Genomic DNA, 7,439 nt, shown 5'->3' on the forward strand with positions numbered 1-7,439 from the left:
ATTATGGATTCAGACAACCTCAATACCTATTACAACGTAGGTTCGGCGACCGATGTCACACGTAATGCAGCGGGAGCAAGCCCTTATGGTGTGTTTGATATGGCAGGTAATGTTAGTGAGTGGACGGCAGATGAATTCAAAGCCTATCAAGGCAGTGGTGCGTCAGCAGAATTATTTGTACCTAAAGTAGGTAGAGCAACGACATCGTTAGATAGATCCCTCAAAGTGGTGGATCTGATTGAGGTCGAAGCAACCTATATTGTTATGCGTGGCGGCTCATTTAAGAGTGACCCATTTGCTACTGCGTCTTATCACCGAAATTACTCGTTTCCACACTATGCCTCAGATTTCTACGGTTTTCGTTGTAGTAAAGATATCGTAGACCAGCAAGGATAATTATGTCCCATTTTAAATACATCTACTTATTGCTATTGCTGTTACCAATATCGGCACAAGCAGGTCTTGATAGTTATAGTTTTCTTCATGTCACGATTGAAACGCCTTGGGCAATTTTTATTTTCCTGTGTTTTTTGGTTTTGGCCCCGTTTGTTCTGTTAGCCATCCTCTATTGGCATTTCGCCCTGCGCCGGCATAGGGCTAAAAACAACCCTGACATCAACCACGAATAAACCTTATGCCGTTATACCTCGCGTTATATCGCAAGGCCTCCTTGCTACGCCGCGCCTGCTGTATTGCAGGCCTTGTTAGCACTCTGCTATATACTGGCATTGTTGTTGCCTCTACTGATACTACCGCCACAGCTGATGATGCTATGGATGTCATGGGCGAGTTTACGGGTAAAGAAATCAACCTTGGCCCGCGCGCAATTAGTACTAAGCAAAAACATACCATCCTGTTTTTTATGGGTAGCAGTTTATTGTTGCTAGTATTAGCCACGGCAGTGCTGGGTATCAGCATGGCCGTGTATGGCAAGCAGGTATTTATGTGGCATATGATCAGTGCAGGTTTGACGGTCACTTTGGCATTGGCACATGGTATTACAGCAGTAGTTTGGTTTTCCCCTTTCTAGCAACCTACTAGAGAGCAGCTGAATGTTTCGTCCAGAATGAATCAGAGGCTGCCAAGTATCATGACCACAATGCAGAATAATAAAACACTGCTTGCGATTGGTCTGCTTATTCTCTATTCGCTATCAGGCTTGGTGGCGTTATCTTACGAAGTATTGTGGATGCGGATGTTAAGTCTGCAATTTGGTGTCAGCAACTTTGGCGTCGTCATTACTGTTAGTGCCTTTATGCTTGGTCTTGGTCTTGGTAGTATTCTTGGCCGACGCTATCTCTTGTCTTTTTCCAGACCACTCCTTATTTTTGCCTTAGTTGAAGTGGCTGTTGCATTTTATGCGCTAAGTTTGCCGGCAATCAATGCTTATTGGTCGCAGTTACTGGTTAGTTCTGTTGGTGACAGCAGTCTGGCAGTTTGGCATAGCGTGGAAGTTATTGCCGCTTTATTTTTTATGTTAGTACCAGCAACGGCAATGGGCTTGGGTTTTCCACTAATACTTGCCGCGATAAAAGACACGTCGCTATCAGTAGCGCATGTCTATACGGCCAATACCTTAGGCGCAGCTTTAGGTGCTTTGCTGCCGGTTTTATTATTGCCCGCAATCGGCTGGGTGAATAGTCTATACAGTATTGCTGCCATAGGTATGGCACTTGGAGTTTTATTTTTTGTGTTATCGCTGTTGTTGCCAACCATGAATGTAAAGGTTACGACCCAGTTAGCACGACCTACTACCATTGATCTATTAAGTTACGCATTGATTGGTATGGCGGCATTGATGCTGCAAGTCGCATGGGTGCGGCTTTATGGTATGGCGCTTTTACGAACAGAATATGTATTAGCGGTTATCCTCGCTGTATTTCTTGCCGGCACAGCGATTGGTAGTGCGTTATCGCAATGGGGTCAGCGGCGACTATGGTTAACCTTGTTACCGTTGGTCGCTGCATTGGCAGCGGTTATTTCTCTGCTTAGCTTGGCTTCAGTGTCGGCCTGGGCAGAAACACTGCAATACAGTTCATTGATAAATGTTCTGTTAAAGCAGGGTGCGGCATTGGCCTTGGTTACCATCACGGTGACATTTTGTTTGGGTGCGTGGTTGCCATTGCTGGTGAGAGGTTATACCGATGCTGCTACAGCAGGTGCGTGGTTATATGGTGCTAATGCTATCGGCGCTGGAGTAGGAGCATTATTGGCTGGCTTTGTATTGATGCCCTTGATTGGTACGCCAATGACGGTTCTTGTTGCCGCACTCCTCTTGTTTGTGGTTGGGATGCGTTGGTGTGCAGTGCGTAGTGTTTGGTGGGCTATGCCAATATTAATAGGTAGTTTTTTTATTGTTCCTGGTTTGCACCTCCTATCGCCCGCGGTTGATTTATTGCCACAGGCACATGCGAATAGTCGTGTCACATTATTTCTACATGAGGATGCAATAGCGATAACACATGTTGTTGAGACTAACGACGGTCAGCGTTTGCTCTTGTCAGACTTACAACGGATGGATGCATCGACTGAACCGACAGCAGTGGTGGCGCAGCAGAACCAAGCTCGCCTTCCTCTATTACTGAATCCATCAGCCAAAAAGGTATTATTTCTAGGCTTAGGCACAGGTATTTCTGTTTCTGCCGCTTTGGATTTTGATGTTGAAATCACGGCGGTTGAATTATCACAAGGTGCAATCGAATCTGCTGACCAGTGGTTTAGACCTGTTAACCGCAATGTGATTGATAAGATCAATATAGTCCATGATGATGCACGCCGCTATCTTATGCGTTCGAGTGGAAATTATGACCTGATCATCGGTGATTTATTTCATCCAGATTTAGTTGGTCGTAGTCGCTTGCTGTCATTGCAACAATTCGAGCGAGCCAAATTGCGCCTTAATGATAATGGCCTCTATGTGCAGTGGTTAGCATTAAATCAATTTGATTTGATGGCCTTACATATTGTGCTCAATAGTTTTAAGCAAAGTTTTCCGCAAGCGAGTTTATTTGTTGATGGTTTCAGGTTGGCCATGGTTGGTAGTAAAGATGGCGTGGTTAGCGCCAATGATATGTTAGCGAATATCAATACGCTGGATTCGACACCTGAAAAGACAGGCGGTGAAGGAGTATGGACCTGGTTAGGCCGTTACTATGGTCGTATCGATAGCCCGTCGATGTTGATCGAAGACGAGTGGCGCCCTCGTATTGAGTATCATCTGCCGCGTGTGCGTTATGCTGGCGAGATTGATTTGCAAAAAATTATCGCATGGCTGGTTGAGCAACGACCCTCTTCACAACAGGCCGCTCAAGAGCTTGATATTACAGCCAGGCTGACAACGTTGGCTGATCAGCAAAATTTCGAGCGCGCCTATTTGTCTGCCGATGCATCAATGCGCAGTTGGCAAGCGCAATTGAGTGGTGACGACAACCGCGCACAGCGTTTGCTGCAATTTTCTTATCGTGGTAACCCGCACGACCAATGGGTCAGTGGTACCTTAGCCGACAGGATGTTAGCGTCATTGTTAGGCAATGCGGTAAACGCTAGCGTTGAGCAGGAAAATTTGCAACGAATTTTAGCCATTAAACCGGATCATTTGCCAACGCTTGCGGCATTATTACATTTAGCTCGGGATAATGAAGATGACAAGGCAAGCAAAAAATACATTGATCAGCTACATGAGATTAGTCCACTTTACAATGTTACGCCATTACCTGAGGTACTCTGATGTATTTGGAACAGCAAGGTCGCGTTTCACGACACCTCATAGCCTGCCATAATCAAGCCAACAAAGAATCTGTGCAATAGCCATGAATCAGCCATCCTCTGTGACAGAAATTCCGATTATTGTTGTTAACAGCAATAGCCCTGGTCAGAAATTACACCGGCGCCGTAGATGGCTGCAAGTGATAACTGTATTGGCCGCTGTATTGATTCCTTTGTCAGGCTTATTTCGCATCGATGTATTGACAGGTGCCTTCGTTATACTCGACAGGCAGATCGACTTTGGTGATTTTTTTATCATCATGGGTTTTTGGTTGATGGTATCCAGTGCCTTGGTTATTACGTATTCTGCTTTGGGTACCATTTTTTGTGGTTGGTCATGTCCACAAAATACCTTGTCAGAATGGGCTAATTATTGGCATCGACGTTTGCTTGGTAAACGTTCAGAAATAATGCTCGATGGCGCACCGATGAAGGTGTCATCAGGAAAAAATAAATGGCTTAATTGGTTAAGCCTGGGCGCGATATTGCTCGGATTTTCCATGGTCGCTGCTTTGGTGCCAATGCTCTATTTCTATCCTTTGGATATGTTGTGGAATTTTGTTAGCTTTCAGACCGAAGAACGAATGAAAGGGTCTGAGTACTATATTTATAGTATTTGTGTATTGATTATTTTTATTGATGTGGCTTATTTGCGTCATTTCTTTTGTCGTTTTATGTGTGTCTATAAAGTCTGGCAACACTCGTTTAAAACAAAAGAAACACTGCATATTGTGCATGACAGCTCGGCTGCAGATGAGTGCGCGCATTGTAATTTTTGTGAAAGCGCGTGTTTTGTTGAAATTGACCCACGACAAACGCAAACCTATGATGCGTGTATCAATTGTGGCGAATGCATTACAGCATGTGAAAGCATACGCGGCTCACGCAAAACAGGAGCTAGCTTATTGAGTTTTGCTATGGGTCAACCACAAGCAATACAGGAACAGCCACGCAATGCAATGATTACGCTGCGTTCACGCCTATTTTGGATTCTCCCTTTAGTCACATTAGGTTTGGGGATGTTTGTCTGGGGGTTGGTGAGCTATGAACCCTACCGCTTTTCGGTCTATCATAGTGATACAGCGCAAGGGCGCGAGATTAATGAGTATCGTATATCGCTTGCGCATAAGTTCTATAAACCAAGTGAGGTTGCGGTGGCCATAGAAGGCTTGCCTGAGGGTAGTTATCAACTGGAGTCTGATATTATGGTGTTCGACACCGCGCAGCGAAAATACTTGAAATTTTATATCAGTGATGAGTTGGCGCCGGGCTTTTACCCATTTTCAGTCAAAGTAAAATCGAACAATAATGATTGGCAAAGTAGTTTTCGGGTTCATCATATTTCGGTGAAAGAAAAATGACGACTAAGCAAACAGATCAAGCGAACACAGATAACTCTGTGGCCGATGATCCGGCAACAAACGATGTTGCCTCAACCTCAACGCAATCAGAGTGGGGTAAAGAGGCAGAGGATTTTTACGGTTATAGTTCGGAAGAAGAGCGCCTAGCCAAGCGTGGACTTGAAGACTGGGAGATGGTTGATAAAATCCCTGAGTCTCAGGCTGACATACCAAAATGGTTTGTTGCTGTGATTATTGCTGTGCTGCTGTTTGCTATTGGCTTGAGTTTTCCTTTCTGGGGGGATCGTGCAGGCTTCGAGCGAGAGTGGTTTAATTGGGGTTTTGCTTTGGCATTGGTTTATATCGCTATTTCTTCAGGGTTTATTTATATCATGTTAAGTCTCTACGGTTCAAAGGCAGGTGGACGCTTAGATTCAGATAAAGACATTGTGGAAAAAGATAAAGAAAACGCTGTGCCGGATAAGAGTGATGAGGCAAAAACCAAGTAGATTAGTTTTAGCTGCCGCTTTGGTTTTATGTATTGGTTGTAGTCCAGAGCCAGAAAACCTTACAGAGCTAGAATTGAACAATAATACTGAAAATAATATGGCCAGTGATCATTCCAGAGATGCTCCTAGAGATCATTTCGGCGCTGATGTGCTGAGTCGATATTGTAGTGATTGTCATATCGCGCCTAAAGCACAGACCAAAACAGCGAGCGAGTGGCCAGTAATTATTCAGCGTATGCAAACGTACCGTTCACGCCAGGCAATGCCTATACTCAATGATGCCGAGATTAATGAGATTACCACTTACTTAATTAAACATTCCTCAATTGAACCTTCATGGAACTAATAATATGCGCCAGTTAATATTGCTCGGTTTGTTATGTGCGTTTACTGTGGCTTGCGGTAAAGGTGAACGAGCCCGTATCCCAGCACAATTGTGGAGCGATATTATTTTTAAAATAGAAACGCACCCTTATCCCGTCAAGGCAGGGCACAATGAGATCTGGCTCAAGGCAACTAAAAAAGAGGGTGGCCCGGCGTGGAGTCTGATTGTTTCATTACGTGCTAATAAGTCGGCAGAATGGGTGCAGTCTGTGCAAGATGGTCATATAGGTGTTTTTCGTCGTGCAGTAAAAATTAATGAAGGTGACCAATATCTTTACGTACACATTAGGCGTGGCGACAAAGAGACCGAGTTGCAGTTTGAGCTACCTTGGTCAGAGCAAGAGCAGTAGTAAGTTACTTTTGGCGATTTAGGCGTTGTTGCAAGCGCACACTGGTATGCCAACGACGCAGTAATAAAATCTTATCACCACCACGGTCATCGGCGCAGCGTGGGCAAGTGAGATGGCACAGATACATTTCTTTTGGCAGCTTGCCTTCGTCAAATAAAGCCTGTTGCAGCACGCGCGCGCTATTGCGCAATGTTGCCATCGTACCTTGGTGTATCATGCAGCGCACATTAAAGTCTACAGGAAGATATTTAATTAGTCGTGAAGGTGAATCAGTTGATTCGATTAAGCGCAGAATTTCACCACTGAACATGCCTGTCCTGGTTAAAGCTAGACCTGGCCAGTGTTCTTTTAATTCAAGGTCGGTCACCGCCATAGTTTGGCGCATCATGTAGTGGGTATAACCCAAAGGCATATGTAGAAACATGGGGATTGCTAAAGCGTGGACGCAATGTCCACTGAGGTCAACGTCTTGCCCATCCCATTCATTGGGGTAGTGTTCGGGGCAGCCGCAGTTTAGGGTCATTGCTATTGCAGAATTAGCGGTTCTTAAAATAGATACGGGCAGTGGCAAAGATATTAATAAAAAACAGCCAAAAGCCGATTGCCATGATGGTTGCGGGAACGCTGATTGTCGGGCCGTAGTAAGCGTGTACGGCAGCTTGTTGTTCTAGTTTGCCAGCACGCATTAATTGGCCTTCGGTAATACCAAATACCATTAAGGTGGTATAGAAACCGACTACACCAGCAGCTGTCCACCAAAATGAGTGACTGATCAAACGACTTGACCAGATCTGGCAGCCAGTGATGCGTGGAAACAGATAATAGCTCATCGCCATGCCGATGAGTACTGTGCCGCCCACTAGGTTAATGTGGGCATGTGCCAAGGGGTCAATCATGTGACCCGGGCCGCTAACAGGTGTGCCGACCGAGACTAGCCAGTCACGAATACCAGGCAATACCTGCACCACGCCATGCGTTGTGCCAACAAACAAAAAGAATGCTGAGCCTAATAAAAAAATAATAAGGCGTTGGTCTTGGTCAGTAGCAGACATGATGGTAATACTTACAGTTACTGATAACCGAGCTTAGGG

Annotated in this window: 9 protein-coding genes; 7 read left to right on the forward strand and 2 right to left on the reverse strand. The window is 45.0% G+C overall.

Annotated features, from left to right (window positions below; all coding sequences use genetic code 11):
- The 7 genes from JKY90_09390 to JKY90_09420 form a co-directional block, all read left to right on the forward strand.
- A partial coding sequence (locus tag JKY90_09390; GenBank protein MBL4852469.1) for an SUMF1/EgtB/PvdO family nonheme iron enzyme occupies window positions 1-396 on the forward strand: 396 nt, incomplete at its 5' end.
- 238 nt (window positions 397-634) lie between these two features.
- Window positions 635-1,030 carry a hypothetical protein gene (locus JKY90_09395; GenBank protein ID MBL4852470.1) on the forward strand — a complete coding sequence of 132 codons (396 nt, stop codon included), beginning with the start codon at window positions 635-637 and terminating at the stop codon, window positions 1,028-1,030.
- A 60-nt stretch (window positions 1,031-1,090) separates the two neighbouring features.
- Window positions 1,091-3,727, forward strand: a complete 2,637-nt coding sequence (locus tag JKY90_09400) for a fused MFS/spermidine synthase (protein ID MBL4852471.1) — start codon at window positions 1,091-1,093, stop codon at window positions 3,725-3,727.
- A gap of 82 nt (window positions 3,728-3,809) precedes the next feature.
- Entirely contained in the window at window positions 3,810-5,126 is a 1,317-nt protein-coding gene (locus JKY90_09405; protein MBL4852472.1) for a 4Fe-4S binding protein, read from the forward strand.
- Window positions 5,127-5,164: 38 nt separating this feature from the next.
- Complete coding sequence (locus JKY90_09410; protein ID MBL4852473.1) at window positions 5,165-5,614, forward strand: hypothetical protein; 450 nt, start codon at window positions 5,165-5,167, stop codon at window positions 5,612-5,614.
- Between the two features lie 73 nt (window positions 5,615-5,687).
- Entirely contained in the window at window positions 5,688-5,960 is a 273-nt protein-coding gene (locus JKY90_09415; protein ID MBL4852474.1) for a hypothetical protein, read from the forward strand.
- A gap of 4 nt (window positions 5,961-5,964) precedes the next feature.
- On the forward strand, window positions 5,965-6,348 hold the full coding sequence (locus JKY90_09420) for a hypothetical protein (protein ID MBL4852475.1): 384 nt from the start codon (window positions 5,965-5,967) through the stop codon (window positions 6,346-6,348).
- A 4-nt stretch (window positions 6,349-6,352) separates the two neighbouring features.
- Here the strand turns inward: JKY90_09420 and JKY90_09425 are convergent, their stop codons facing one another.
- Window positions 6,353-6,871: a hypothetical protein gene (locus tag JKY90_09425; GenBank protein ID MBL4852476.1), complete on the reverse strand. Its 519-nt coding sequence runs from the start codon at window positions 6,869-6,871 to the stop codon at window positions 6,353-6,355.
- A gap of 13 nt (window positions 6,872-6,884) precedes the next feature.
- Window positions 6,885-7,400: a cbb3-type cytochrome c oxidase subunit I gene (locus tag JKY90_09430; GenBank protein MBL4852477.1), complete on the reverse strand. Its 516-nt coding sequence runs from the start codon at window positions 7,398-7,400 to the stop codon at window positions 6,885-6,887.
- Between the last annotated feature and the right edge of the window lie 39 nt (window positions 7,401-7,439).

Source organism: Gammaproteobacteria bacterium (assembly GCA_016765075.1).
In the GTDB taxonomy this organism is placed as follows: domain Bacteria; phylum Pseudomonadota; class Gammaproteobacteria.

Coding starts and splice junctions, on each gene's coding strand:
- JKY90_09430 (MBL4852477.1), bottom strand. CDS start 7,400: ATGTCTGCTACTGACCAAGACCAACGCCTTATTATTTTTTTATTAGGC.
- JKY90_09405 (MBL4852472.1), top strand. CDS start 3,810: ATGAATCAGCCATCCTCTGTGACAGAAATTCCGATTATTGTTGTTAAC.
- JKY90_09400 (MBL4852471.1), top strand. CDS start 1,091: ATGACCACAATGCAGAATAATAAAACACTGCTTGCGATTGGTCTGCTT.
- JKY90_09425 (MBL4852476.1), bottom strand. CDS start 6,871: ATGACCCTAAACTGCGGCTGCCCCGAACACTACCCCAATGAATGGGAT.
- JKY90_09420 (MBL4852475.1), top strand. CDS start 5,965: ATGCGCCAGTTAATATTGCTCGGTTTGTTATGTGCGTTTACTGTGGCT.
- JKY90_09395 (MBL4852470.1), top strand. CDS start 635: ATGCCGTTATACCTCGCGTTATATCGCAAGGCCTCCTTGCTACGCCGC.